The sequence below is a fragment of the Nonomuraea sp. NPDC048881 genome (assembly GCF_040649795.1).
Lineage (GTDB): Bacteria > Actinomycetota > Actinomycetes > Streptosporangiales > Streptosporangiaceae > Nonomuraea.
The window spans coordinates 513,027-536,903 of record NZ_JBEZGC010000004.1 but is presented as its reverse complement, the minus strand read 5'-3'; the positions used below and the strand labels follow the sequence as shown (position 1 = coordinate 536,903).

The window sequence follows — 23,877 nt, the reverse complement described above, 5'->3', positions numbered from 1 at the left end:
CCGATGAGGCCGTATCGGACGTTGTACGAGTGGGAATGTGGCCTCATGGTTCATCTCGTGGGCGGGGATTAAGCCGGTATGGTGCTTCATGCCATGAACGATGACCGACTAGGCCCTTACCGGCTGCTCAGGCGGCTCGGTGAAGGCGGGATGGGCGTTGTCCACCTCGCTGTCGACCCCCAGGGGCGACAGGTGGCGGTCAAGGTCCTGCGCGGAGAGGTCGCCGGTGACGAGGTCGCCAGGCGACGGCTTTCGCGTGAGGTCGAGACCATGCGCCGGGTCCGCAGCAAATTCATCGCAGAAGTGGTCGATGCGGATGTAACCGGTCATCGTCCCTACATCGTCACGCGTTACGTGCCCGGCCGTCCCCTCGACGAGATCGTCAAGGACGACGGGCCGCTCGACCTGCCCGCGCTGGTCCGGCTCGCCCACGGGGTGGCCTCCGCGCTGGCCGTCGTCCACTCCGTCGGCGTGATCCACCGCGACCTCAAGCCGGGCAACGTGCTGATCCTCGACGGCGAGCCCGTCCTGATCGACTTCGGCATCGCCCAGGCGGTCGACGCGACCAGGCTGACCCAGACCGGCATGTTCATCGGCACGCCCGGCTACCTCGCGCCCGAGATCATCGAAGGCCAGGAGGCCGGCCCCGAGGTCGACATCCACGCCTGGGCGGGCACGCTGCTCTACGCCGCCACCGGCCAGCCGCCCTTCGGCAAGGGCACGCTGGAGATGATCTTCTACAACATCACCGCCGGCAAGGCCGACATCAGCGGCGTGCCGGCCGAGCTGCAGCCGCTGCTCAAGGCGGGCTTCCAGCGCAACCCGGCCAAGCGGCCCAAGGCCGCCGACCTGGCCGAGCAGACGGCCCGGATGTTGCCGAGGCCGCCGCACGGCGTGCCGGACGAGATCTCCACCGTCCCCCGGCCCGACGCGCCCGACGACTACCCGACCAGGCGGCCGCCGTTCGTGGGGGAGAAGCCGTCCTACGACGTCTCCACGCCGCCGATGACGCCGCGCCGGCTGATCGACGGCCAGGAGCAGCCGGTCGCGCCGCCCGCCGACCCGCACTTCGTCTCGCTGCTGCCCAACCAGGCGGCTCCGCTGCCTGGTGCCGTGCTGCCCGAACAGGGCGCGGCGCCGGCCGACCAGGGCGCGGGCGACCCGTGGCCGACCCGCCGGGTCTCGCCGGAGGAGCTGCGCCAGATCCAGCGCGAGGCCGGGCCCAGCCAGCCCTGGCCGCAGCAGCAGCCCCCGCTCCACCCCCAGCCGCAGTCACAGCCTCAGCCGCTGCCCCAGTCGCAGCCGCTTCCGCAGGTCAACCCGCACGAGGCCGACGTGCCCACCCGGCGCGTACGCCCGGACTCGGCGGAGTTCGGCCGGCTCAGCTCCGGCCCCCAGCCGGTCGACCACGGCCGGCTCGGGTCCGGCGCGCAGCCGGTGGACCACGGCCGGTTCAACTCCGGCCAGGAAGCGGCCAACTACGGCCCGGTGCCCGTGCAGCCGCCGCCCTACATCCCGGCGCAGCAGCAATACCCGCCCCAAGACCCGCAGGCCGCTCGCGAGCCGTACCACCAGGGCGGGCGTCCGGCGCAGCCGCTGCAGCGCTCGAAGGCGTACGGGGTGGCCAGCGCCATGCTGCTCATCCTCATGATCGTGGCGGCGGTGACGGCCCCCGTCCTGGTGGCGGTGGTGGCGATCCCGATCGCCGTGCTGCTGCGTGCCGCCGACCTCGCCCAGCCGGCGCTCAGCGGGCGCAGGCCCGCCGGGTCCGCCGCCCTCGACGTGCTCAGGGTCCTCGCCCGGCCGCAGGCGCTGGCCAAGTCCGTGGGCATCACGGTCGCGCTCGTCCTGTACGCCCTGATCCTCGGCCTGCCGGTGACGCTGCTGCTCAGCGTGGTGGTCAGGATGAACTCGGCCAACGCCCTCGCGTGGGGGGCCGCGGTCGCGCTCTGGACCCTCTGCGCGGGGCCGGGCGTCGAGGGCCCGGGGCGGCAGATGCGCAGAACGCTCTCATCGCTCGTACCCTCTAGAACAGCGGCCATGGCGATGGCGGCAGTGCTGGCGGCGGGCGCCGCGCTCTCGCTGATCCTCGCCTACGGCACGTTCGGGGACACGCCAAGGGGGAGTGTATGGAGTCCACTGGACGTCACACCCGTGACAGAGCAACTCAGCAGCCTGAAGGGCGGCGGCTGAGCCGAGGAAGGTGGCGATGAGCATCCAAGCGCCGGAACGCCTCGGCCCCTACCGCATCGTCAGGAAGATCGGCGAGGGCGGCATGGGGGTCGTCCACCTGGGTCTCGACGGTGAGGGCCGCGAGGTCGCCATCAAGGTGCTCCACCCGCACGTGGCCGCCGACCTCAAGGCCCGCGACCGGCTCACCCGCGAGGTCGAGACCATGCGCCGGGTGCGCAGCCCGTACGTCGCCGAGGTCATCGACGCCGAGCTGGTGGGGGGCCAGCCCTACGTCGTGACCCGCTTCGCCCCGGGGCGCACGCTGGAGGAGACCGTGCTGACCGAGGGCGCCCTGGAGGCGCGGCAGGTCATCAGGCTGGCCCAGGGGTTGTGCCAGGCGCTGGTCGCCATCCACGCGGCCGACGTGATCCACCGCGACTTCAAGCCGTCCAACGTCATGCTGGTCGACGGCGAGCCGCTGGTCATCGACTTCGGCATCGCCCACCTGGTGAACGCGACCCGGCTGACCCAGACCGGCATGTTCGTCGGCACGCCCGGCTACCTGGCGCCCGAGATCATCCGCGACTCCGACATCACCCAGGCGGCCGACGTGCACGCGCTGGCCTCGACGGTGTTCTTCGCCGCCACGGGCGCGCCGCCGTTCGGCACCGGGACGTTCGAGGCCGTCTGCTTCAACATCATGGAGGGGCGGGCCCAGCTCGACCGGGCGCCCGCGTGGCTGCGCGGCTGGTTGTCGCGCGCGCTGCGGGTCGATCCCGCCGCCCGGCCGGGCGCGCAGGAGCTGCTGCGGATGGCCAGGGAGCTCGACCCGTCGGTGACGTCGTTCAACGAGATCGAGGGGCCGACCGGCACCAAGCGCATCGGCAGCGGCACGCGCGCCATGGACACGTTCTCCGACCTGCTGCCGCCGGTCGAGTACCGCAAGGCCGCGCCGCCGCCCCCGCCGCCGCCCGCGCGGCGGGAGGAGCGGCCGCCGCCCTACGTGCCCGCGCCGACCTCGGCGCGCCCGGTGCCGCGCACCGACCAGCGGGTGGCCGGCTACCCGGCGCCGCCGCCGCAACCACGCCCCTACACGCCGCCGCCCCAGCCGCGCGGCCACGTGCCGCCGGCGGAGCGGAAGAGGTACCTGTTCGGCGCCCAGGTGACCGGGTTGCTGCTGCTGGTCACGCTGGTGGCGCTGACCGTCATGATGCCCGTCGTCATGGGGGCGGTGGCCGTCGCGCTCGCGGTGGTGCTGCGCGTGGGCGAGTACCTCTTCGGCGACATGGTCAAGCGGCGCCAGATCCGCGGCAGCAGCTCGGCCGACCCGCTGCTCGCGCTGGTCGGCACGCCGTGGGCGCTGGTCAAGGCCGCGCTGGTGACGCTGGTGCACGTGCCGCTCGCGCTGCTGTTCGGCGCGTGCGTGTGGGGGGCGCTCCACTGGGCCGGCGGCATGGGCACCAACCAGGCCGCCGCCTTCGCGGCCGGCGCGTTCGCCGGGGGCCTGTTCGTGCTGCCGGGCGGCGGCGCGCCGCGCAAGGCCGTGACCCGGACGCTCACCGGCGTGCTGCGCAGCCCCGGAGCCGCGCTGGTCGCGGTCGTCGCGGTGGGCACGGCGGCGCTGTTCGCGGCGATGTTCGCGCTCGGCCAGGACCCGGTCTGGACGCCGTGGCGGGCCCCGCAGAGCGTGATCGACGACCTGGCGAGCGACGCCAGACAGAGCACCATCGGGCTGATCACCGGCCTGATCGAAAGTCTGCTCGACGGGCTGGGGTTGGGCTTCCTGACTCCGTGGTCGTGAGTGTCCCCCTCGGCCCGGCGGGGGAGAGATGAGGTATGAGCGAGCGCCTCGGCCCCTATGAGCTTCTCTCCAGGCTCGGCGCGGGCGGCTTCGGCGAGGTCCATCTGGCGCTCGACGTCCAGGGGCGCACGGTCGCGGTCAAGGTGCTGCATCCGCACGTCGCGGCCGACGCCCTCGCGCTCGGCAGGCTCGACCGCGAGGTGGAGACGATGCGCCGGGTCGGCGGGCCGCACGTCGCCGAGGTGCTCGACGCCTCGCTGGAGGGCCCCAGACCCTACCTGGTGACCCGCTACGTCCAGGGCCGCCCGCTCAGCGCCGTCTCGGTGCCCGTCGCCGAGCTGGGCCCCCTGGCCTCGGGGCTGGCCGACGCGCTGCTGGCCATGCACGAGTCCGGGGTGGTCCACCGCGACCTCAAGCCGGCCAACGTGATGATGAGCGAGGACGGCCCGGTCGTCATCGACTTCGGCATCGCCAGCGCGCTCGACTCGTTGTCGGTCACCGCGTCGGGCGCCGTGGTCGGCACGCCCGGCTACCTGGCTCCGGAGATCCTCGAAGGCGGGAGCGCGGGCGTCGAGGCCGACGTGTTCTCCTTCGGCGCGACGCTCGCCTACGCCGCGACCGGGCGGCAGCCGTACGGGCAGGGGCCGGCCTCGGCGGTGGCCTACCGGGTCGTGCACCACCCGCCCGACCTGGAGGGCGTGCCGGACTGGCTGGCGCCGCTGTTACGCGAGTGCCTGTCCACCGACCCCGCCGCCCGGCCCACGGCCGCGCAGATCTGCGCCCGGCTGGGCGTCGCCCCCGTCCCGCACGTACGGCAGACCGGCCCCCGTCCCTCGGCCCCGGTGGCGCGTCCCCGGCCGGCCGACGACATGAGCACGAGAGAGTGGCGGCCGGGCGACGGCCGACGCAGGCCGGTCGAGGAGTCCAGGGCGCGGCACCGGGAGAAGGTGCGCAGGCGGTGGCTGATCGGCTCGGGCCTGTTCGTGTCGCTGCTGGCGGCGGCCGCCCGCGAGCCGCTGCCCGAGGTGGCGCTGTTCCTGCTGGCCGCCTACGTGCTGGCGGTGGTGAGCGACGCGGGGGTGGCGCTGCTCTCGCGCGGGCCGTACCGGCGCGGCCGGATGGTGGCCGACCTGGTGAGCGTGGCGGGGGCGGTGGGGCTGTGCTTCGGGCTCGCCGCGGTGTTCAGCACGTTCACCCTGGCCCTGTTCGCGGGTACGGCCCTGGTGGTGGGCATCGTGTTCCTGTTGTCCGCCTGATTTCCCTCGGGGGGCGATCGGAACGTACCGAATAAAGTTCGGTATGGTGGGAAGGGTAGGGGCTTGACGCGGGAACCGCCGGTTTGCGCGTAAGCTACCCACGGGTAACATGACCGCGGGAGCCAGGGCACGACTCTGACCCACCCCGTGTCAGGAGCCCGTCGGGAACCTGGCAGTCTGGTCAGCATTGCATTCGGCGCCTATCGCAGCGACGCGGTGGGCGCACGCGAACACGGGAGGTCGGCCACCGGCCATGAACATCGTCGTCTGCGTGAAGCAGGTCCCCGATACGGCGACCGAGCGCAAGCTGCGGTCCGATGACAACACGCTCGATCGTGACGCCGTCGACGGCGTGGTCAACGAGCTTGACGAGTACGCGGTCGAGGAGGCGCTGAAGCTCAAGGAGGCGCATGGTGGCGAGGTCACCGTGCTCACCATGGGCCCGGGCAAGGCCACCGAGACCATCCGCAAGGCCCTGGCGATGGGCGCCGACAAGGCGGTCCACCTGAGCGACGACGCGCTGCACGGCTCCGACGCGCTGTCCACCTCGTACGCGATGGCCCAGGTGCTCAAGAAGATCGGGTTCGACCTGGTCGTCCTGGGCTCGGAGTCGACCGACGCCCGCACCGGCGTGCTGGCCGCGATGCTGGCCGAGCGCCTGGGCACGGCCCAGCTCACCCTGGCCAACAAGGTCGAGATCGAGGGCTCCTCGATCAGCGTCCAGCGCATCACCGACTACGGCTTCGACAAGGTCCAGGCCTCGCTGCCGGCCGTCGTGTCCGTGGTCGAGAAGATCAACGAGCCGCGTTACCCGTCCTTCAAGGGCATCATGGCGGCCAAGAAGAAGCCGGTCGAGACGCTGGCCATCGCCGACGCCGAGATCGACGCCGCCCAGGTGGGCCTGGGCGCGGCCTGGTCCGAGGTGGTCGACTTCGCCGCCGCGCCGCCGCGCGCCGCCGGCACGATCGTCAAGGACGAGGGCGACGGAGGCTCGAAGGCCGCCGACTTCCTCGCCTCCAAGAAGTTCATCTGAGAACGGGGGTTTTACTGATATGTCGGAGATTCTCGTTCTCGTGGAGCAGGTCGACGGCGAGGTCAAGAAGGTCACGCTCGAACTGCTGACCCTGGCCCGCTCGCTCGGCACGCCCGCCGCCGTCTGGGCCGGCCCCGGCCTCGGCGACGCCGCCAAGGCCAAGCTGGCCGAGTACGGCGCCGAGACGATCTACAACGCCGGCTCCGCCGACATCGTCGACCACGTGGTGGCGCCCAAGGCCGAGCTGCTGGCCCAGCTCGTCGCCGAGAAGTCGCCCGCCGCGGTGCTCGTGGCCGCCACGGCCGAGGGCAAGGAGGTCGCCGGTCGGCTGGCCGTCAAGACCGACTCCGGCGTCATCACCGACGCCGTGGGGCTGTCCGAGGGCTTCGTGGCCGACCAGTCGATCTTCGGCGGCGGCGTCAACGTGCACTCCAAGGTGCGCAGGGGCACCCCGATCGTCGCCGTACGCCCGAACTCGACGGCCCCGCAGGCCGCCGCGGGCGCCGGCGCCGTCGAGGAGGTGTCGGTCGCGCTGAGCGAGGCGGCCAAGGCCGCCCGCATCGTCGAGCGCGTCAAGCAGGAGAAGGGCGCCAGGCCCGAGCTGACCGAGGCCGCGATCGTGGTCTCCGGCGGCCGGGGCGTGGGCTCCGCCGAGAACTTCTCCGTCATCGAGGGCCTGGCCGACACGCTGGGCGCGGCCGTCGGCGCCTCGCGCGCCGCCACGGACGCCGGCTGGTACCCCCACCAGTTCCAGGTGGGCCAGACGGGCAAGACGGTCTCGCCGCAGCTCTACATCGCGGCCGGGATCTCCGGCGCCATCCAGCACCGGGCCGGCATGCAGACCGCGAAGACCATCGTCGCGATCAACAAGGACCCCGAGGCGCCGATCTTCGAGCTCGCCGACTACGGGGTCGTGGGTGACCTGCACCAGGTCGTCCCGCAGCTCACCGAAGAGATCAGCAAGCGCAAGTAGCGTCAGGGATCATCGGCGCGCACAGCGCCGGTCGGAGGCGGCGCCGCACGACGTGCGGCGCCGCCTCCGCCGTCTCAGGCGGACGCGGCGGGCGCGGTCCGGGCGCCGGCCGCCTTCAGCGCCCATCCGGCCAGGACACCGGCCAGCAGGGCGAAGCCGTGCAGGTCGAGCAGTGCGCACAGGACGACGGCGGCCGCCGCGGCGACCGCGGGGAACAGCGGGGCGGGGACCCGGTCGCGGTGCGCCACGAGCTGGAAGCCGGCCCCGGCCAGGACGACCATGAGCACCACGCCGACCGTCCCGGACGCCGACAGGGTCCAGGCGCCCGACAGGACCGCGTAGAACGCGCCCAGCGAGCGTTCCAGGGGGCCGGCGGCGGCCACGGCGAGGCCGCCGGCCAGGCCGCAGAGGGCGACCGAGTTGCCGGCGCCGGGGTCGTTCATGAGGTAGCCGGCGGCCTCGCCCGCGACCGCGCCCGCGGCGTACAGCAGGAGCCAGCGCCCGGGGCCGAGCGCGCGCTCGGCGACGTAGCCGAGCACCGCGAGGAACGCCAGGTTGAACAGGGTGCCGAACACGCCGCCGTCCTGGACGACGAGCGCCGTCCCCAGCCGCCACCATTCGCCGCCGGAGATCGCGGCCGGATCGCGCATCCACCCCGCCTCCAGCCCCGGGACGGCGAACTGCAGCAGGCTCGGAACCGCCGTGCCGACGAGGACGACGGCGGTGACATATGGCTTGAACACCGCCTAAGCCTCGCACGCCCTCCACGAATCGGACATGGATGGATGTACGAGGCTTGGCATGACAAATGTCCTACGCGGCGACCTTCACCGGCTCCCGCACCGGAACGGCTCCGAACACCGGCGCCTCCCGCCTGGGCAGGAACCGCGACGCCACGGCGATCAGCACGCCCAGGAGGACCGCGATGCCGAGCGCGCCGCGCAGCGAGGTGGCGTCCGACAGGAAGCCGATCACCACCGGGCCGAGCAGCAGGCCCGCGTAGCCCATGGCGCCCGCCTGGGCGATGGCCGGTCCGGGTGCGTCGGTCGCGGTGCCCGCCAGGGACAGCGTCAGCGGCGCGATCGTCGCCACGCCGAGCCCGACGAAGAACATCGCCAGCACCGCCACCAGCGCCGCCGGAGCCATCAGCACGACCGTGAAGAACCCGGCCGTGGCCACGCCGGACACGCCCAGCATGCCGCGCACCCCGAACCGGGAGCGCAGCCGGTCACCGGTGAGCCTGGCCAGCAGCATGCCGGCCTCGAACACCGGGTAGCCGAGCGCGGCCAGCGCCTCGGGCGCGCCGAGCTCGTTGCGCATGTACAGGCCGTTCCAGTCGGCGACCACGCCCTCGACCATGAAGGCGAAGAACATGATGGCGCCGAGCAGGTAGACGATCGCCGGCATGCGGTGCCGGGCCGTGCGCGCCGCCTCCGTCGCCGGGGCCTCCGGCAGGTACGTACGGCCGATCAGCAGCGCGACCGGCAACGAGACCAGGGCGACCAGCGCCAGGTTGGCGGTGAACGACAGGCCGGCGGCGATCGACAGGCTGCCCAGCGCGCCCGCCGAGATGGCGCCCACGCACCAGCCGGCGTGCATGCCGTTCATCAGCGGGCGGCCGTACGCCTGTTCGACGGTGGAGCCCTGGGCGTTCATGGCGACGTCCACGGTGCCGAAGGCCATGCCGAAGAACGTGGCGGCCACGATCAGGAGGGGCAGGTTCGGGGCGAAGGCGACGGCCAGCAGGCCGACCGCGGTGAGTGGGGCGCCGATCCGCAGAACCGCCCTGCTGCCCGCGCGGGCCATGATCCGTCGCATGGACTGCATGGTCACGAGGGCCCCGAGGCCCCATGCGAGGAGCACCGCGCCGACCGTGGACTCGGACAGGCCGAGTTTGTCGGTCAGGGCGGGGATGCGCACGGTCATCGTGCCCACCATCAGGCCGCCGAGGACGAAGGTGAGGATCGCCCCGTAGCGGGCCGTCCTCAGGTCGCGGGTCATAAGGCACACCTCTCAGAAACTCGTTATTTCGCCACAAATCAGGCGCTCCCATGGGGGAGCGCCCAGGAAAACCGGGGGGATGAACACTCGAAGGGACAGAACCGCCAGCCGCCACGCGTCCGGCCCGCCGCCCCGGCTCATCCGGCGTTCGGCCGACGCGCCTGCCGAGTGCCCGGCTGTGCGGGTGCAGGGCGACTCAAGCTGTTGATGGGCTGCTGGGCGGGCATTGGCGGACCGGGCTCAGCCCTTGGGCGGGTTGAGGCGGTCGGGCCCCTTGGACGGGCCGAGGCGCGGTTGAGGGCGCGGGCGGGTGTCGAGCGGGTGGTGCCGGTGAGCGGGTGGCCGGACGGCGCCGGTCGGGGTCAGCTCGTGCTGCTCGGTGAGCGACCCGGGCGCTCGCTCGTGGCCCGCGTCATGACCGGACGGCCGGCCCTGCCGGTCGGCTCTGGCCGCTGGACCGCCGCCGGGGCGCTCGGTCTGGACGGGAAGCGGGCGAAGGCCGCGGGACAGGGGTCGTGGGAGCACGGGATCGTCATCGCGAGACCGCCCTCCCATCCGTTCCGGTCCAGCACAGGAACCGCGGAGAACCGCGGAAAGCTCCGTGATCGAAGCTCCGACACCTGAACCACGAGTGACCCCGGCGCATTCCCGGGGCCATGGTGACTCCCGACACACCGGAGCCAGACGGTTCAGCCGGGTTTGAGCAGCGCTCTCAGCCGGGCTTCGAGGGCACGCAGGTCCGCCTCCGAGTTGAGCTGCGGGTCATGGCTGGCCACGTCCCACAACCCTTCGCACGCCAGCCGCACGATCTGCGCGGCCAGCGGATCGGGCTCGTCGCCCAGCCCCTCCCGGTGCCATCGCGACATCGCCTCTCGCAGCGGCGCGAGCAGGAAGAGGTTCCCCGACGCGCCCGTCACGACCGCCCATCGTCGCAGCCGCCCCGAGCGCACGGCGATCAGCGTGGCGCCGAGGTACCGCTCGGTGTACGTGCCGTCCGGCTGCGCGGCCATCAGGTCGTCGAACTCTTCGATCAGCCGTTCGACCATGCCCTTGATCAGGGCCTCTTTGGTGCCGAAGTGGTAAAGAAGACCGCCCTTGCTCACCCCGGCCCGGTCGGCCACGGCGGACAGCGTCAGCGCGGCCGACCCCTGGTCGCACAGGAGGTCTTCCGCCGCGTCCAACAGCTCGTCCCTACGCATGCCTCAACTGTACCGTCCGGACGGTACAGTGGCAAACGAGATACCCTGATCTGGTGACACGACCGTCGGCCTATCTTGATCATGCGGCGACCACGCCCATGCTGCCCGAAGCGATCGAGGCCATGACGGAGCAACTCAAACGCGTCGGCAACGCCTCGTCGCTGCACGCCGCGGGCCGTCAGGTGCGCAGGGTCGTCGAGGAGTCCCGCGAGAGCATTGCCGACGCCCTGGGGGCCCGGCCGAGCGAGGTCGTGTTCACCTCGGGCGGCACCGAGGCCGACAACCTCGCCATCAAGGGCCTCTACTGGGCGCGCAGGCCCCGGCGGCGCATCCTGCTCAGCTCCGTCGAGCACCACGCCGCGCTCGACCCGGCCGCGTGGCTGGCCGAGAGCCAGGGCGCCGAGGTCGAGCTGCTCGACGTCGACGAATACGGCCGGGTCCATCCCGACACGCTGCGCGCCGCCATCGAGCGCGACCCCGACGACGTCGCCATGATCAGCGTCATGTGGGCCAACAACGAGGTGGGCACGGTCCAGCCGGTCCACGTGCTGGCGGCCGTCGCCCACGATCACGGCGTCCCGTTCCACACCGACGCGGTGCAGGCGATCGGGCAGCTCCCGGTGTCGTTCGCCGACTCCGGCGCCGACGCCCTCACACTGACCGGCCACAAGGTCGGCGGCCCGATGGGCGTGGGCGCGCTGCTGCTGACCAGGGGGCTGACCCCGGTGTCGGTGCAGCACGGCGGAGGTCAGGAGCGCGACGTGCGCTCCGGCACCCTCGACGCGCCCGCCATCGCGGGCCTGGCCGCCGCCGTGCGGACCGCCGTGAAGGAGCAGGAGGCCCTGGGCCGCCGCCTGACGGCGCTGCGCGACGAGCTCATCCAGCGCGTCCGCCAGGCCGTCCCCGACGTCGTGCTCAACGGCGACCCGACCGGCCGGCTGCCCGGCAACGCCCACTTCTCCTTCCCCGGCTGCGAGGGCGACGCGCTGCTCATGCTGCTCGACGCCAAGGGCGTGGAGTGCTCGACCGGCTCGGCCTGCTCGGCGGGCGTGGCGCAGCCCTCGCACGTGCTGCTCGCGATGGGCGCCGACGCGGCGGCCGCGCGCGGCTCGCTCAGGTTCACCCTGGGCCACACCTCGACCGCCGCCGACGTCGACCGCCTGATCGAGGTGCTGCCCGCGGCCGTCGAGCGGGCCCGCAGGGCCGGGCTCAGCTGAGGAAGGGGGAGACCGCGGCCCAGGCGGGGTCGTGGCCCACGTCGACCCGCGGCTCGCCCTCCTGCCAGCTCGCGATCAGCTCCTTGGCGTGGATCGCCGCGTCGGAGGCCGGGTCGGCGTAGACGTGGACGACCCGATGGCCGGCGGCGCTCAGGTGCGCGGCCAGCAGGGCGTCGTCGCGCAGTTGGAGCAGGCGGGCGGCCAGGCGCTCCTCGAAGTCGCTCAACGCCTTCAGCGAATCGCCGGCGGGCAGGCCGTCGGCGTCGCGGTGGGCGTACGGAAGCGTGATCTCGATGTGCTGGTCGAGCAGCGGATGGTCGACCAGCCGCAGCGGGAAGCGCGCGGTGGCCACCAGCGGCGCGCCCTCGCCGGTCTGCCCTTCGAGCAGCAGCCACTCCTCGCCCTCATAGCCCGAGGCCAGGTCGGCGACCACGGCGGGCAGGTGGACGGCGGCGACCGCGTCGATCGGCTGGAACGTGGCGGGTGTGATCTCGCCCACCCACCTGGCGACGTCGTCCTCGCCCAGCAGCCAGTCGAGGGCGAGCAGCGTCGCCTCCAGACGGGTCTCCTCGTCGAGCTCGCCGAAGATCGGGTGGTGGGCGGTCACGTCGACGCGCGGCTGGTTGCGCGGCACGCGCAGCCCGAAGACCAGCTTGTCGAGCGCGAACTGGAACCCGCCCACGTCGAGCGTCAGCTCCAGCGCCTGCGGGTTGGCCTGCCGGGACGGATGGAACTCCCACAGCAGGTCGGCCGGCGGCGCGGCCCTGGCCCAGCGGTGGGCGAGCGAGCGCAGCTCGGCGTCGCCGGCCGCGGTCACCACCAGGGCGTGCGCGGCGTTCCTGCCGGGCGCCACCTCCCAGACCAGGCCGGGGTCGATCGCGGCCACGGCGGGGGCGACCAGCTCCTCGACGCCGTCGGCGGCGCCCGCCGCCACCAGCGAGTCGAGCCGCGGCCTGGCCTCCTGCCACCACGCCCAGAACGCGGCCACGCCGTCGCCGGGCCGGCCGGCCTCTTCCTCTTCGTCCTTGCGCCCGAACAGTCGCATGCGCTGAATCCTCCCAGACGGAGCCGATGGCCGCGCACTCCCCGCCGGACAGTACGCTGGAACGGTCATGGGACTGCGTGTGCTTGCCGCCATGTCGGGCGGCGTCGATTCCGCCGTGGCCGCCGCCCGGATCGCCGAGGCCGGTCACGACGTCACTGGTGTGCATCTGGCCCTGTCGGCCAACCCTCAATCCCACCGCACGGGCGCGCGGGGTTGCTGCACGATCGAGGACTCCCGCGACGCGCGGCGGGCCGCCGACGTGATCGGCATCCCGTTCTACATCTGGGACATGGCCGAGAGGTTCCAGCGCGACGTGGTGGAGGACTTCGTGGCCGAGTACGCCGCGGGCCGCACCCCCAATCCGTGCCTGCGGTGCAACGAGAAGATCAAGTTCGAGGCGGTGCTCGACCGGGCGCTCGCCCTCGGCTTCGACGCCGTCGCCACCGGCCACCACGCCAAGCTGTCCGACGGCGTGCTGTCCAGGAGCGTCGACCAGGGCAAGGACCAGTCGTACGTGCTGGGGGTGCTCACCCGTGAGCAGCTCAGCCACGCGATCTTCCCGCTCGGCGGCTCCACCAAGGCCGAGGTGCGCGAGGAGGCCGCCCGGCGCGGCCTGACCGTCGCCGACAAGCCCGACAGCCACGACATCTGCTTCATCGCCGACGGCGACACCCGCGGCTTCCTGGCCGGCCGGCTCGGCGCCGAGGAAGGCCCGATCGTCGACCAGGAGGGCGCGGTGGTGGGCACCCACCAGGGCGCCCACGGCTTCACGGTCGGCCAGCGCAAGGGCCTGCGCATCGACCGTCCGGCCGCCGACGGCAGGCCGCGCTACGTGTTGTCGATCGAGCCGGTCTCCAACACGGTCACGGTCGGCCCGCGCTCGGCGCTGGAGGTCACCTCGATCTCGTGCGTCCGCCCGGTCTGGAACGGCCCGTCCCGCCTCGACGACCTGACCGTGCAGCTCAGGGCCCACGGCGAGGTCTACGGCTGCCGCTTCGAGGAGGAGGCGGGCGGCGGCCTGCGCATCGACCTCGACCGCCCGGCCACCGGCGTCGCGGCGGGCCAGGCGGCCGTGCTCTACTCCGGCGACACGGTCATCGGCTCGGCCACCATCGTCTCGGCCGCCTAGGGAAGCGTCACCGACTCGCCGACCTTGAGCCGGCGCATGTCGGCGCCCTGCTTGTCCGACTCCAGCTCCAGGTAGGTGTCCACCAGCGACAGCCCGATGTCGTTGAGCAGGCCGTCGTGCGTGGAGAACGCGCGGGCCGGGCGCACCGTGCGCAGGTACTCGACCATCTCGCTGAGCTTCATCCAAGGGGCGTTGGTCGGCGCGAGGAGGGTGGGCACCTCGACGCCGGGCAAGGTGAGCGCGTCGCCGGGGTAGAACACCTCGTCGTCGAGCATAAAACCGACATTCTGTACGACGGGTGCATCGGGGTGGTTCTTGCTGTGCCACTCGCCGAACGCCTTCACCCGGAAGCCCGCCGCGTCGAAGGCATCGCCGTGCCGGACCACCTGGACCTTGACCGGCACGTCGGTCAGCTGGGCCGCGACGCCCTCGCACGTCCAGACCTCGACCCCGGCGGGAGCGGCCTTCAGCTTCTCGACGTCGAAGTGGTCGAAGTGCTGGTGGGTGATCAGGACCGCGTCGACCCCGTCGAGAACCGGCTCCTGCGAGAAGGTGCCCGGATCGATGACCAGGACCTTGCCGTTCTTCTCAAGGCGTACGCAGGCGTGCGTGAGTTTGGTGAGCTCCATTCGGCAGAGCCTACGCTTGTGCCCATGTCTACGTGGGAAGCCACCGGGGTCGGGTCACATCCGGGTGAGGATCATCTTGAGGCGATCCGTGTCGTGTTCGGCGAGTTGCCCGGACTGCCGTACCTGCCGGAGCTGCCGGCCCGCGGGGTCGGCGCCGACATGGTCGGCAGGACGGCCGGTCTGCTGATCGACCTGCCGGTCGAGGTGCAGCCGTCCGGGTGGCGGCTGGCCGACCGGCCGGGCCGCGACCATCAGCGGGCCGTCGATCACCTGCGCCGCGACCTCGACGGGCTGGAGGAGGTCGCGCACGACTACTCCGGGCCGCTCAAGCTCCAGGTGTGCGGGCCGTGGACGCTGGCCGGGTCCCTTGAGCTGAAGTACGGCGACAAGATGCTCTCCGACGCGGGCGCCGTGCGCGACCTTGTCGCGTCGCTGGCCCAGGGGGTCGCCGACCACTGCGCCGAGGTGCGGCGGCGGCTGCCGGGGGTCACCGAGATCGTGCTGCAGCTCGACGAGCCGGGGCTGCCGGGCGTGCTGGCGGGCACGGTCCCGACCGCGTCCGGGTTCGGGCGGCTGGCGGCGGTCGAGGAGTGGCGGGTGGAGGAGTCGCTGCGGCTGTTCCCCGGCGCGGTGGTCCACTGCTGCGCGCCCGGGGTGCCCTACGCGCTGCTGCGGCGGGCCGGTGCGCGCGCGGTGTCGGTCGACGCGTCGCTGCTGCGCCGCAGGGACGACGACCAGCTCGGCGAGCTCTTCGAGGCCGGGGCCGGCCTGCTGCTCGGCGTCGTGCCGGGCAGGGACGTCGCGCTGCCGGACACCGGGGTGGTCGCCAGGCCCGCGGTGGAGCTGTGGCGGCGACTCGGGTTCGCCCCCGACGGGCTGGCCGCCAAGGTCACGCTGACGCCCGCCTGCGGCCTGGCCGGAGCCTCGCCCCGCTACGCGCGGGCGGCCCTGGCGGCGTGCAGGAAGGCCGCCCAGGTGCTCAAGGACGATCCGGCAAGCGGGATGCAAGGCGGCTGAGTAGCGTCCTTGCCATGATTGCTCGCGTTCTGGCCGTCGGTGCCGCCATGCTGACCGCGTCCGCCTCGATCGCCGTCCCCGCCGGGGCCTCGGCCAACCCGGAGATCTGGAGCTGGGGGCCGATCTACTCCGCCGACCGGGCCGGGAAGGCCAAGGGCAAGGTCCTGCTCGACCGGCCGGGGTTCGTGGTCAGCGGCGGACTGTACGACTTCCCCGGCCGTACCGGGTGCTCGTGGCTGCAGCTGCGCTGGGTCAAGGACGGCGGCGGCGAGGGGCGCAAGACGTACCGCAACTGCTCGGGCACCAAGCCGCTGGAGTTCTCGCTCAAGACCGGCTACATGCTCTCCGTCGAGGGCAGGGTCTGCCGGGGCACGGCAAGGAAGATCACCGGTAACTGCTCGGTCTGGGAAGGCGTCTGGGCCCAGGGCGGATGACCGGGGGAGTCGTTCCTGTCGGGGCCCGGCGGTAGCGTTTCCTCAGCGTGTCCGACGTGGAAGGAGACCCAGCGTGAGCGAGCGTGACACCGAGGTCGGGGGCGTGCCCGTGGCCGCGCTCAAGCGGCATGCGGAGCTGAGCGAGCTGGTCGAGGACGCGCGCTGGCGCTACTACGTGCTCGACCAGCCCACGGCCAGCGACGCGCAGTTCGACGAGTGGTTCCGCGAGCTGCTCACGCTGGAGCAGGCCCATCCCGAGCTGCAGACGCCCGACTCGCCCACCCAGAAGGTGGGCGCGCCGGTCTCGGGCGACTTCGCCAAGGTCAGCCACCTCAACCGCATGGAGAGCCTCGACAACGCCTTCAACCAGGCCGACATGGCCGCCTGGATGGCCCGCGTCGAGCGGCTGGCCGAGCGCGACCCGGGGCCCTACCTGTGCGAGCTGAAGATCGACGGGCTGGCCATCGCGCTCGTCTACCGCGACGGCAAGCTGGAGCGCGGCGCGACCCGGGGCGACGGCCGGGTCGGCGACGACGTCACGGCCAACGTGCGCACGATCAAGGGGGTGCCCCACCGGCTCAAGGGCGAGGGCGTCCCGAGCCTGGTCGAGGTGCGCGGCGAGGTCTACATCCCGGTCGAGGGCTTCAAGCAGCTCAACGAGCAGCTCGTGGAGCAGGGCAAGCCGCCGTTCGCCAACCCGCGCAACTCGGCGGCGGGCACGCTGCGGCAGAAGGACGCGCGCGTCACCGCCCAGCGGCCGCTGCGCATGCTCGTCCACGGCATCGGCGTCTGGGAGGGCTCGGCCGTGCCGCGCGCCCAGTCGGAGGTCTACGAGCGGCTGCGGGAGTTCGGGCTGCCGGTCAGCGACCTGTTCCAGGTGGTGCCCGGCCTCACCGAGGTCGACGAGTTCATCGAGCATTACCGGGTGCACCGGCACGATCCGGCCTATGAGATCGACGGGGTCGTGGTCAAGGTCGACGACTTCCGCACGCAGCGGGAGCTCGGGTCCACCTCGCGGGCCCCGCGCTGGGCGATCGCCTACAAATACCCGCCGGAGGAGGTCAACACCAAGCTGCTCGACATCCAGGTGGGGGTGGGCCGTACCGGCCGGGTCACGCCGTACGCGGTGATGGAGCCCATCGTGGTCGCGGGCTCGACCGTCGAGCGGGCCACCCTGCACAACGCGGCCACGGTGATCAAGAAGGGCGTGCTGATCGGCGACACCGTGGTGCTGCGCAAGGCGGGCGACGTCATCCCCGAGATCGTCGGGGCGGTCACGGCGTTGCGCGACGGCTCCGAGCGGGAGTTCGTCATGCCGACCCACTGCCCCGAGTGCGGCACCGAGCTGGCCTACGAGAAGGAGGGCGACGCCGACCTGCGCTGCCCCAACGCCCGCAGCTGCCCCGCCCAGATCCGCGAGCGCCTCTACTTCGCGGCCGGCCGGCGCGCGCTCGACATCGACGGGCTGGGTTACGTGGCGGCGACCGCGCTCACCCAGCCGGTGCCGCCGCAGGAGCCCGTCCTGCGCACCGAGGCCGACCTGTTCGACCTGACGATCGAGCAGCTCATGCCCATCCGGTCGGTCGTCCGCGACCAGGACACCGGCCTGCCCAAGCTCGACCCCGAGACCGGCGAGCAGAAGGTCGTCTCCCTGTTCTCCAACCTCGACGGCGGGCCCAGCCAGGCCGCCCGCACGCTGGTCGACGAGCTCGCCCGCGCCAGGTCGGCGCCGCTCGCGCAGGTGCTGGTCGCGCTGTCGATCCGGCACGTCGGGCCGCCGACGGCGCGCGACCTCGCCGACTCCATGCGGTCGATCGACGCCATCATGAACGCCTCTGAGGAGGAGCTGGCCTCGGTCAAGGGCATCGGGCCGCGGGTGGCGGCGACGATCCGGGAGTGGTTCGAGGTCGACTGGCACCGGGAGATCGTCGAGCGGTGGCGGCGGGCCGGGGTGCGGATGGACGACGGCCCCGCTCCGGAGAAGACGGAGCCCCAGATCCTGGAGGGGCTGACGTTCGTGGTCACCGGGACGCTGGAGGCGTACACGCGTGACACCGCGTCCGAGGCGCTGACCAGCCGGGGCGGGAAGGTGGCCGGATCGGTGTCGAAGAAGACGTCGTTCCTGGTGGCGGGGGAGAACGCCGGGTCGAAGTATGACAAGGCGGTCAGCCTGAAGGTGCCGATCCTCGACGAGCAGGGGTTCGAGCTGCTGCTGAAGGAGGGCCCGGAGGCCGCGGCGCGCGTGGCGGTCGTCGAGGAGACGTAGCGAAAGCCCCGGCTCGCCCTTGCGGCGGGGCTGGTGTTCGGTGGCCCCGCGGATGCGCACCCGGCGAGCTGGGGATCAGAGTCGTGTACGGACTGTCGATGGCCGCGCTACCCATAGTGGTTTTTGGGTATATGTCGGAAAGGAGAAGTGACGGAACGTACGCGCTTGGTTTCGCGAAGTGGGGTGAAGGTCGTACCCTCCCATAGTGACCTAATGGGGGTTCTGTTACCGATGACTGACCCAACCGACACCCGTGACACCGGTCCACGCGTCGGCACGCCGCTCTGGGCGTTCCTCGCGGGCATCACCGTGATCGGCTTCACCGCGCTGGTCGTGGCCATGCTCAGGCTGGATCCGGTCGCGCTGGCGGAGCTCGCCCGTACCCCGCTGTTCTGGGTGCTGGCGGTGCTGGTGATGCTGGGCGAGCTGCGGCCCGTCATGGTGTCCTCGGCGACCGCGGTCGGCGGCACGTATCCGTCGACCATGTTCACCTTCGCGGTGCTGCTGCACTTCGGGCTGTCCACCGCCGTGCTCATGCAGGCCGTCGCGATCGCGATGAACGGCGTCGTGACGCGCAAGGCGTGGCACCGGGTCATGTTCAACGTCGCCCAGTCCACCCTCGCGCTCACCGCCGCGGCCGTGGTGCTCGGGCTGTTCGGCGTCGTGCCGGGCCCGGCCGTGCCGTGGACGCCCAGCGGGGCCGACCTTCCGGCGATCGCGCTGGCCGGGGTGGCCTACTTCGCCACCAGGGCCGCGCTCGTGTCCGGGGCGGTCGCCCTGCACGAGCGGCGTTCGATCGTCCGCGTGCTGCGGGTCACCGCCGGGCCGCAGGGGCTCGTCTACACCGCGCTGCTGGGCCTCGCGCCGCTGGTCGTCGTGGTGATGGACCATTCGCCCGGCCTCGTGCCGCTCTTCGTCGCCCCCCTCGCCGCCGTCTACTTCACCGCCACGCTGTCCATGCGCCGCGACCACCAGGCCCTGCACGACGAGCTGACCGGCCTGCCCAACCGCAAGATGCTCATCGTCAGCACGGAGGAGGCGCTGGCCGAGTCCCGCCAGGACGAGCGGGTCGGGCTGTTCCTCCTCGACCTCGACCGGTTCAAGGAGGTCAACGACACGATGGGCCATCCGGTGGGCGACCGCCTGCTGCAGATGGTGGCCCACCGGCTGACCCACTCCGTGCGGCCGGGCGACGTGGTGGCCAGGCTCGGCGGCGACGAGTTCGCCGTCCTGCTGCCCTCGATCCGGGACGCCAACGCCGCCAGGGAGGTGGCCGCCAGGCTGCGGGCCGCCCTGACCGAGCCCGTACGCCTGGAGGGCATGAGCTTCGACCTCGACGGCTCGGTCGGCATCGCGCTCTTCCCCGACCACGCCCCCGACTTCGAGCTGCTGCTGCAACGCGCCGACGTGGCCATGTACCTGGCCAAGGAAGGGCGTACCGGGGTAGAGCTCTACCAGCCCGACAAAGACCGTAACTCGCCTGAACGGCTCAACCTGCTGGGCGATCTGCGCCGCGCCATCGACAACCGCGAGCTGCAGCTGCACTACCAGCCCAAGGTCAGCCTGGCCGGCGGCGCGGTGACCGGGGTGGAGGCCCTGCTGCGCTGGTGCCATCCGGTGCATGGGCCGATCCCGCCGTCCGACTTCGTCCCGCTGGCCGAGCAGACGTACCTGATGCGCCAGCTCACCGAATACGTCATCGAGGCCGCGCTGGAGCAGGCCGCCCGCTGGTGGCACACCGGCCTGCAGGTGCAGATCTCGGTCAACATCTCCGCCCGCGACCTGCTCGACGCGGCGCTGCCCGAGCAGCTGGAGGTCGGCCTGACCCGGTACGGCCTGCCGCCCGCCGCCATTCAGCTGGAGGTCACCGAGCGCATCCTGACCGGCGACCAGGCCTACACCCAGGAGACCATCAAGGCGCTGGCCACGCTCGGCGTCCCGCTGTCCCTCGACGACTTCGGCACCGGCTACTCCTCGCTGATCAGGCTCCAGCGCCTGGCGGTCTCCGAGGTCAAGATCGACGCCTCGTTCGTCCGCCGCATCGCCGAGTCCGAGGACGACGACCGCATCGTCCGCTCGATCGTCGACCTGGTGCGCTCGCTCGGCCTGCGCTCGGTCGCCGAGGGCGTGGAGTCCGACGACGTCGCGCTGCGGCTGGCCGAGATGGGCTGCGACCTGGGCCAGGGCTGGCTGTTCTGCCAGCCCATGCCGGCCGCCGAGGCCACCGCCTGGCTCAGGGGCCGCTGCGAGGTGGCGCCGGCCATCGAGTTCGGCTATCAGCCCGAGGTCACTCAGACAGCCTGACAGATTACAGGACTGTACTTCGTCGAAGTACACTTCGACGAAGTACACTTCGATGTCTCTGGGGGCGTCTTGATCCCGAAGCCTGAACGGATCTTCGCGCGCGACTTCGAGTGGGAGGCTCTGACCGCCTTCGTCGAGCGTTCCGGTCCCCGGCCCCGGCCCCGGCTCGGCGTCGTCAGCGGCAGGCGCCGCCAGGGCAAGACGTTCCTGGTCGAGTCGCTCGCGCGCAAGACGGGCGGCTTCTATTTCGGCGCGACAGAGGGCACCCCGACGGAGTCGCTCAACCTCTTCGCCGCCGCTCTGGCCCGGTACGTGGGGGCTTCGGCGCCGTTCCGTTTCACGACCTGGGACGAGGCGATCGGCCAGCTCTTCGCCGTCAGCGCCGAGCGCCGCGCTCTCATGGTGATCGACGAGTTCCCCTACCTCAGCAAGGCGTCGCCGGCCCTGCCCTCGATCATCCAGCAGGCCGTCGACCGGGCCGTCTTCGACGAAGTGCCGGCGTCCCTGCTGTTGTGCGGCTCGGCGATGTCCGTGATGGGCCGGCTCCTGGCAGGCAACGCGCCGCTGAGGGGGCGGGCTTCCATGGAACTCGCGGTCCGGCCGTTCGACTACCGCCTCGCCGCGCGGTACTGGGGGATCACCGATCCGCAGTTGGCCGTGAAGGTGCACGCGATCGTCGGCGGGACCCCCGCGTACCTGCCCCTGGCCAACGACGACAGGCCGGACGGCCTGGAGGACTTCGACGCCTGGGTGCGGCGCACGGTGCTCTCGCCCTCGACCCCGCTCTTCAAGGAGGCCCGCTATCTCCTCGAAGAGGAGGCGGAGGTGCGGGACTCCGCCATGTACAAGTCCGTGCTGGCGGCCGTGGCCACCGGGAACGGCACCCGGGGCGGCATCGCGAGCTACGTGGGGCGCAAGGCGTCCGACATCGGCCATCACCTCAACGTGCTGGAGGACAGCAACCTGCTTCGCAGGGAGGTGGACGTCTTCCGCTCCTCGCGGTCGGTCTATCGCGTGTGCGAGCCGCTCATCCACTTCTACGAGGTCGTGATGCGACCCCAGTGGGGGCCGCTGGAGAGCGGCCGGGCCGAGTTCGTGTGGCAGGACGGCCGGGCCGGCTTCAGCGACCAGGTGCTCGGCCCGCACTTCGAGGAGATGTGCCGTCAGTTCCACCTGCTGGAACCCGAGGTCCTGGGAGACTCGCCGGGCGAGATCGGCGCGGGGATCGTCGTCGATCCCGTACGGCACGAGCAGATCCAGATCGACGTCGCGGTCTTCGCGCCCGCCATGCGCGGCGAGCGCAAGCGGGTGTTGTCGCTGGGCGAGGTGAAATGGGGCAAGGTCATGGGGGGTCGGCACGTCGCCCGGCTCAGGAGGGCACGAGACCTGCTCGACGCCAAGGGATTCGACGTGCGGGACGCCAAACTGGTCTGCTACGGCGGAGCCGGATTCGAGGCCGGGCTGGCCCAGGAGAGCGACGTGCTGGCGATCGGCCTGGACCAGCTCTACGGATGAGTGTGTTTCCGCCGGGTTAAGGGTTCGGGCCTGCGGCGTCAAGCCCCCTAGGATGGCAGTGTCCCAAACTCCATCCACGAAACGGGTTCAACGACTCATGTCCGCCATAACCCGCGACGAGGTCGCGCACCTGGCCCGGTTGTCCAGGCTGGCGCTCACCGACGACGAGCTCGACCACTACGCCACCCAGCTCGATGCCATCATCGAGTCGGTCGCGAAGGTGGCCGAGGTCGCCGCCGAGGACGTGCCGCCTTCGTCGCACGCGCTTCCGCTGACCAATGTCTTCCGTGCCGACGAGGTGCGACAGTCCCTGACGCCGGAGCAGGCCCTTTCCGGCGCTCCCGCCGTCGAGGACGACCGCTTCCGTGTGCCGCGCATCCTCGGGGAGGAGGCATGAGTCTGATCCGCAAGACCGCCGCCGAGCTGGGCGCGATGATCGCCGCGGGCGAGGTGTCGGCCGCCGAGGTGGCCGAGGCGCACCTCGACCGCATGGCCGAGGTGGAGCCCAAGGTCCAGGCGTTCCTGCACGTCGACCGGGAGACCACCCTTGAGCAGGCGCGGGCGGTGGACGCCCGGCTGCGTGCGGGCGAGAAGCTCGGGCCGCTGGCCGGGGTGCCGGTCGCGCACAAGGACATCTTCGCCACCCGCGACATGCCGACCACGGCCGGGTCCAAGATCCTCGAAGGGTGGCGGCCGCCGTACGACGCGACCGTGACCGCGCGCCTGCGCGAGGCCGGGCTGGTCATCCTCGGCAAGACGAACCTCGACGAGTTCGCCATGGGCTCCTCCACGGAGAACTCCGCCTACCACCCCACCCGCAACCCGTGGGACCTGGACAGGATCCCGGGCGGCTCGTCCGGCGGGTCCAGCGCGGCCGTCGCCGCGTACGAGGCGCCGCTGTCCACGGGCACCGACACCGGCGGCTCGATCCGGCAGCCCGCCGCCGTCACCGGCATCGTGGGCATGAAGCCCACCTATGGCGGTTCGTCCCGGTACGGGCTGATCGCGTTCGCGAGCTCGCTCGACACGCCGGGGCCGTTCGCGCGGAACGTGCTCGACGCGGCGCTGCTGCAGGAGGCGTTCTCCGGGCACGACCCGATGGACTCCACGTCGGTCGACGCGCCGGTCCCGAGCGTCGTCGAGGCGGCCAGGAACCCCGACGTGTCCGGCATGCGCATCGGCGTGGTCAAGGAGTTCGCCGGCGAGGGCTACCAGCCGGGCGTGCTGGCCCGCTACCACGAGGTCGTCAAGCTGCTGGAGTCGCTGGGCGCCACGGTCGTCGAGGTGTCCTGCCCGTCGTTCACGACCGCGCTGCCGGCGTACTACCTGATCGCGCCGTCGGAGTGCTCGTCCAACCTGGCCCGCTTCGACGCCATGCGTTACGGCCTGCGCGTCGGCGACGACGGCACCCGCAGCGCCGAGGAGGTCATGGCGCTGACCAGGGCGGCCGGGTTCGGCCCCGAGGTCAAGCGGCGCATCATGCTGGGCACGTACGCGCTGTCCAGCGGCTACTACGACGCCTACTACGGCCAGGCGCAGAAGGTGCGCACGGTCATCTCGCGCGAGTTCGAGGCGGCCTACGAGCAGGTCGACGTGCTGGTCTCGCCGACCACGCCGACCACGGCGTTCCGGCTGGGCGAGCGCACCGACGACCCGATGGCGATGTACCTCGCCGACCTGTGCACCATCCCGTCCAACCTCGCGGGCAACGCGGCCATCTCGGTGCCGTGCGGTCTGGCCGACGAGGACAACCTGCCGGTCGGCCTGCAGATCATGGCCCCGGTTCTGGCCGACGACCGTTGTTACCGCGTCGGCGCCGCCGTCGAGAAGGCCCTGGAGAGCCGCTGGGGCGGCCCGCTGCTGAAGGAGGCCCCGTCGCTATGACC

At 72.1% G+C, this 23,877-nt stretch carries 20 protein-coding genes; 14 read left to right on the top strand and 6 right to left on the bottom strand.

The features are described 5' to 3' along the window. Window positions 1-78: 78 nt before the first annotated feature. From AB0C33_RS17630 to AB0C33_RS17610, 5 genes are all read left to right on the top strand, one after another. Window positions 79-2,193 (top strand): protein kinase, encoded by a 2,115-nt coding sequence (locus AB0C33_RS17630; RefSeq protein WP_358288715.1) that lies wholly within the window; start codon window positions 79-81, stop codon window positions 2,191-2,193. A gap of 16 nt (window positions 2,194-2,209) precedes the next feature. Continuing rightward, window positions 2,210-3,973, top strand: coding sequence for a serine/threonine-protein kinase (locus AB0C33_RS17625; RefSeq protein ID WP_358288713.1), 1,764 nt, complete (start codon window positions 2,210-2,212; stop codon window positions 3,971-3,973). Between the two features lie 35 nt (window positions 3,974-4,008). Next, on the top strand, window positions 4,009-5,229 hold the full coding sequence (locus tag AB0C33_RS17620) for a serine/threonine-protein kinase (protein WP_358288710.1): 1,221 nt from the start codon (window positions 4,009-4,011) through the stop codon (window positions 5,227-5,229). A 253-nt stretch (window positions 5,230-5,482) separates the two neighbouring features. Next, the gene (locus tag AB0C33_RS17615) at window positions 5,483-6,262 is read left to right on the top strand and encodes an electron transfer flavoprotein subunit beta/FixA family protein (protein WP_352329623.1); all 780 of its coding nucleotides are present in this window, start codon (window positions 5,483-5,485) and stop codon (window positions 6,260-6,262) included. Between the two features lie 19 nt (window positions 6,263-6,281). Continuing rightward, entirely contained in the window at window positions 6,282-7,235 is a 954-nt protein-coding gene (locus AB0C33_RS17610) for an electron transfer flavoprotein subunit alpha/FixB family protein (RefSeq protein ID WP_358288707.1), read from the top strand. A 74-nt stretch (window positions 7,236-7,309) separates the two neighbouring features. Here AB0C33_RS17610 and AB0C33_RS17605 read toward each other — a convergent pair whose 3' ends face one another. From AB0C33_RS17605 to AB0C33_RS17590, 4 genes are all read right to left on the bottom strand, one after another. Beyond that, window positions 7,310-7,978 carry a rhomboid family intramembrane serine protease gene (locus AB0C33_RS17605; RefSeq protein WP_358288704.1) on the bottom strand — a complete coding sequence of 223 codons (669 nt, stop codon included), beginning with the start codon at window positions 7,976-7,978 and terminating at the stop codon, window positions 7,310-7,312. 70 nt (window positions 7,979-8,048) lie between these two features. Then, window positions 8,049-9,236, bottom strand: coding sequence for an MFS transporter (locus tag AB0C33_RS17600; RefSeq protein ID WP_358288701.1), 1,188 nt, complete (start codon window positions 9,234-9,236; stop codon window positions 8,049-8,051). Between the two features lie 240 nt (window positions 9,237-9,476). After that, the gene (locus tag AB0C33_RS17595) at window positions 9,477-9,761 is read right to left on the bottom strand and encodes a hypothetical protein (protein ID WP_358288698.1); all 285 of its coding nucleotides are present in this window, start codon (window positions 9,759-9,761) and stop codon (window positions 9,477-9,479) included. Window positions 9,762-9,925: 164 nt separating this feature from the next. Then, complete coding sequence (locus AB0C33_RS17590) at window positions 9,926-10,435, bottom strand: TetR/AcrR family transcriptional regulator (protein ID WP_352318933.1); 510 nt, start codon at window positions 10,433-10,435, stop codon at window positions 9,926-9,928. Between the two features lie 53 nt (window positions 10,436-10,488). Between AB0C33_RS17590 and AB0C33_RS17585 the strand changes: the two genes are divergently transcribed. Beyond that, entirely contained in the window at window positions 10,489-11,652 is a 1,164-nt protein-coding gene (locus tag AB0C33_RS17585) for a cysteine desulfurase family protein (protein ID WP_352318935.1), read from the top strand. Here the strand turns inward: AB0C33_RS17585 and AB0C33_RS17580 are convergent. Then, on the bottom strand, window positions 11,645-12,697 hold the full coding sequence (locus tag AB0C33_RS17580; RefSeq protein ID WP_358288695.1) for a DUF695 domain-containing protein: 1,053 nt from the start codon (window positions 12,695-12,697) through the stop codon (window positions 11,645-11,647). The two genes, AB0C33_RS17585 and AB0C33_RS17580, sit on opposite strands and share 8 nt — an antisense overlap. Before the next feature lie 67 nt (window positions 12,698-12,764). On the opposite strand from AB0C33_RS17580, the gene mnmA reads away from it, so the two are divergent. Further along, a complete protein-coding gene (gene mnmA, locus AB0C33_RS17575) occupies window positions 12,765-13,826 on the top strand; it encodes a tRNA 2-thiouridine(34) synthase MnmA (RefSeq protein ID WP_352318938.1) in 1,062 nt (353 codons plus the stop codon). On the opposite strand, the gene AB0C33_RS17570 is transcribed toward mnmA, so the two are convergent. Beyond that, entirely contained in the window at window positions 13,823-14,455 is a 633-nt protein-coding gene (locus AB0C33_RS17570) for an MBL fold metallo-hydrolase (RefSeq protein ID WP_358288692.1), read from the bottom strand. The two genes, mnmA and AB0C33_RS17570, sit on opposite strands and share 4 nt — an antisense overlap. A gap of 24 nt (window positions 14,456-14,479) precedes the next feature. Between AB0C33_RS17570 and AB0C33_RS17565 the strand changes: the two genes are divergently transcribed. The 7 genes from AB0C33_RS17565 to gatA all read left to right on the top strand — a co-directional run bounded on the left by AB0C33_RS17565 (window position 14,480) and on the right by gatA (window position 23,875). Continuing rightward, on the top strand, window positions 14,480-15,472 hold the full coding sequence (locus AB0C33_RS17565; RefSeq protein WP_358288690.1) for a methionine synthase: 993 nt from the start codon (window positions 14,480-14,482) through the stop codon (window positions 15,470-15,472). Window positions 15,473-15,486: 14 nt separating this feature from the next. Beyond that, window positions 15,487-15,906 (top strand): hypothetical protein, encoded by a 420-nt coding sequence (locus AB0C33_RS17560; protein WP_358288687.1) that lies wholly within the window; start codon window positions 15,487-15,489, stop codon window positions 15,904-15,906. A gap of 73 nt (window positions 15,907-15,979) precedes the next feature. After that, window positions 15,980-18,172, top strand: coding sequence for an NAD-dependent DNA ligase LigA (ligA, locus tag AB0C33_RS17555; RefSeq protein WP_358288684.1), 2,193 nt, complete (start codon window positions 15,980-15,982; stop codon window positions 18,170-18,172). Between the two features lie 231 nt (window positions 18,173-18,403). After that, window positions 18,404-20,476, top strand: a complete 2,073-nt coding sequence (locus AB0C33_RS17550) for an EAL domain-containing protein (RefSeq protein ID WP_358288681.1) — start codon at window positions 18,404-18,406, stop codon at window positions 20,474-20,476. Between the two features lie 69 nt (window positions 20,477-20,545). Next, complete coding sequence (locus tag AB0C33_RS17545; protein WP_358288678.1) at window positions 20,546-21,991, top strand: ATP-binding protein; 1,446 nt, start codon at window positions 20,546-20,548, stop codon at window positions 21,989-21,991. Between the two features lie 97 nt (window positions 21,992-22,088). Continuing rightward, window positions 22,089-22,388 carry an Asp-tRNA(Asn)/Glu-tRNA(Gln) amidotransferase subunit GatC gene (gene gatC, locus AB0C33_RS17540; protein ID WP_101787882.1) on the top strand — a complete coding sequence of 100 codons (300 nt, stop codon included), beginning with the start codon at window positions 22,089-22,091 and terminating at the stop codon, window positions 22,386-22,388. After that, on the top strand, window positions 22,385-23,875 hold the full coding sequence (gene gatA / locus AB0C33_RS17535; protein WP_352318951.1) for an Asp-tRNA(Asn)/Glu-tRNA(Gln) amidotransferase subunit GatA: 1,491 nt from the start codon (window positions 22,385-22,387) through the stop codon (window positions 23,873-23,875). Before gatC ends, gatA begins: the two co-directional genes overlap by 4 nt. The last annotated feature ends 2 nt before the right edge of the window (window positions 23,876-23,877 follow it).

Bases quoted from the DNA above. Each gene is read 5' to 3' on its own strand.
- AB0C33_RS17565 (WP_358288690.1), top strand. From the start codon at position 14,480: ATGTCTACGTGGGAAGCCACCGGGGTCGGGTCACATCCGGGTGAGGAT.
- AB0C33_RS17625 (WP_358288713.1), top strand. From the start codon at position 2,210: ATGAGCATCCAAGCGCCGGAACGCCTCGGCCCCTACCGCATCGTCAGG.
- AB0C33_RS17590 (WP_352318933.1), bottom strand. From the start codon at position 10,435: ATGCGTAGGGACGAGCTGTTGGACGCGGCGGAAGACCTCCTGTGCGAC.
- AB0C33_RS17570 (WP_358288692.1), bottom strand. From the start codon at position 14,455: ATGGAGCTCACCAAACTCACGCACGCCTGCGTACGCCTTGAGAAGAAC.
- AB0C33_RS17550 (WP_358288681.1), top strand. From the start codon at position 18,404: ATGACTGACCCAACCGACACCCGTGACACCGGTCCACGCGTCGGCACG.
- AB0C33_RS17630 (WP_358288715.1), top strand. From the start codon at position 79: ATGGTGCTTCATGCCATGAACGATGACCGACTAGGCCCTTACCGGCTG.
- AB0C33_RS17600 (WP_358288701.1), bottom strand. From the start codon at position 9,236: ATGACCCGCGACCTGAGGACGGCCCGCTACGGGGCGATCCTCACCTTC.
- mnmA (WP_352318938.1), top strand. From the start codon at position 12,765: ATGGGACTGCGTGTGCTTGCCGCCATGTCGGGCGGCGTCGATTCCGCC.
- AB0C33_RS17580 (WP_358288695.1), bottom strand. From the start codon at position 12,697: ATGCGACTGTTCGGGCGCAAGGACGAAGAGGAAGAGGCCGGCCGGCCC.
- gatC (WP_101787882.1), top strand. From the start codon at position 22,089: ATGTCCGCCATAACCCGCGACGAGGTCGCGCACCTGGCCCGGTTGTCC.
- AB0C33_RS17615 (WP_352329623.1), top strand. From the start codon at position 5,483: ATGAACATCGTCGTCTGCGTGAAGCAGGTCCCCGATACGGCGACCGAG.
- AB0C33_RS17560 (WP_358288687.1), top strand. From the start codon at position 15,487: ATGATTGCTCGCGTTCTGGCCGTCGGTGCCGCCATGCTGACCGCGTCC.
- gatA (WP_352318951.1), top strand. From the start codon at position 22,385: ATGAGTCTGATCCGCAAGACCGCCGCCGAGCTGGGCGCGATGATCGCC.
- AB0C33_RS17620 (WP_358288710.1), top strand. From the start codon at position 4,009: ATGAGCGAGCGCCTCGGCCCCTATGAGCTTCTCTCCAGGCTCGGCGCG.
- AB0C33_RS17610 (WP_358288707.1), top strand. From the start codon at position 6,282: ATGTCGGAGATTCTCGTTCTCGTGGAGCAGGTCGACGGCGAGGTCAAG.